The 611-nt window shown below is 56.3% G+C and carries 1 protein-coding gene; it reads right to left on the bottom strand.

The window, feature by feature from the left end:
* The coding region (gene virG / locus NKK50_RS31275; RefSeq protein ID WP_352544382.1) for a two-component system response regulator VirG at positions 1-611 on the bottom strand (611 nt) is incomplete at both ends.

Here is a 611-nt window from a genome sequence, read left to right as displayed (position 1 = left end):
ACGTCAGCGTTGAAGAAGTACCCTGCGCCACGGGATGTTTTGACCAGGCGAGGGTTGGCCGCATCAGCCTCCAGCTTTCGGCGCAAGCGCATGATTAGGACATCGATACTTCGATCGTACACCTCTTCTCCACGCACACGGCTCGCGAGCAAAAGCCGTTCTCTGGATAGCACGTTGCGGGGGTTCTCCAGAAATGCGATCAAGAGATTGAACTCACATGCGGTAAGCTTGACCTCGCCACGCTCCGCACAGATCAGTCGCCGCTGCTTCACGCTGAGCTTCCAGGCCCCAAAGCGAAATGAGCGCTGCTCTCTGGTTCGCGGACTAGAAATGCGCTGGCGTAGCGCTACTCGAATGCGGGCCAGGAATTCGCGCATCCCGAAAGGCTTGGGAATGAAATCGGTTGCGCCGAGCTCCAGTGCAACCACTTTTTCCGCCTCATCAAGCCGGTCGCCGCTGATCACTATGATAGGAACATCCGATTTTGTCGCCAGATTGCGGACGATCGCAAGTCCATCCTCCCGGCCTAGGTTGAGGTCAACAACCACGAGATCGACTGGCTCACGTGAAAGAACATAGTCAAACTGCTTGCTATCGTGGACTGCGGTTAC

The sequence above is a fragment of the Mesorhizobium sp. M0001 genome, assembly GCF_040324255.1.
GTDB lineage: Bacteria > Pseudomonadota > Alphaproteobacteria > Rhizobiales > Rhizobiaceae > Mesorhizobium.
The sequence above is the reverse complement of the archived record's forward strand: the minus strand, read 5'-3'. Positions and strand labels throughout refer to the sequence as shown.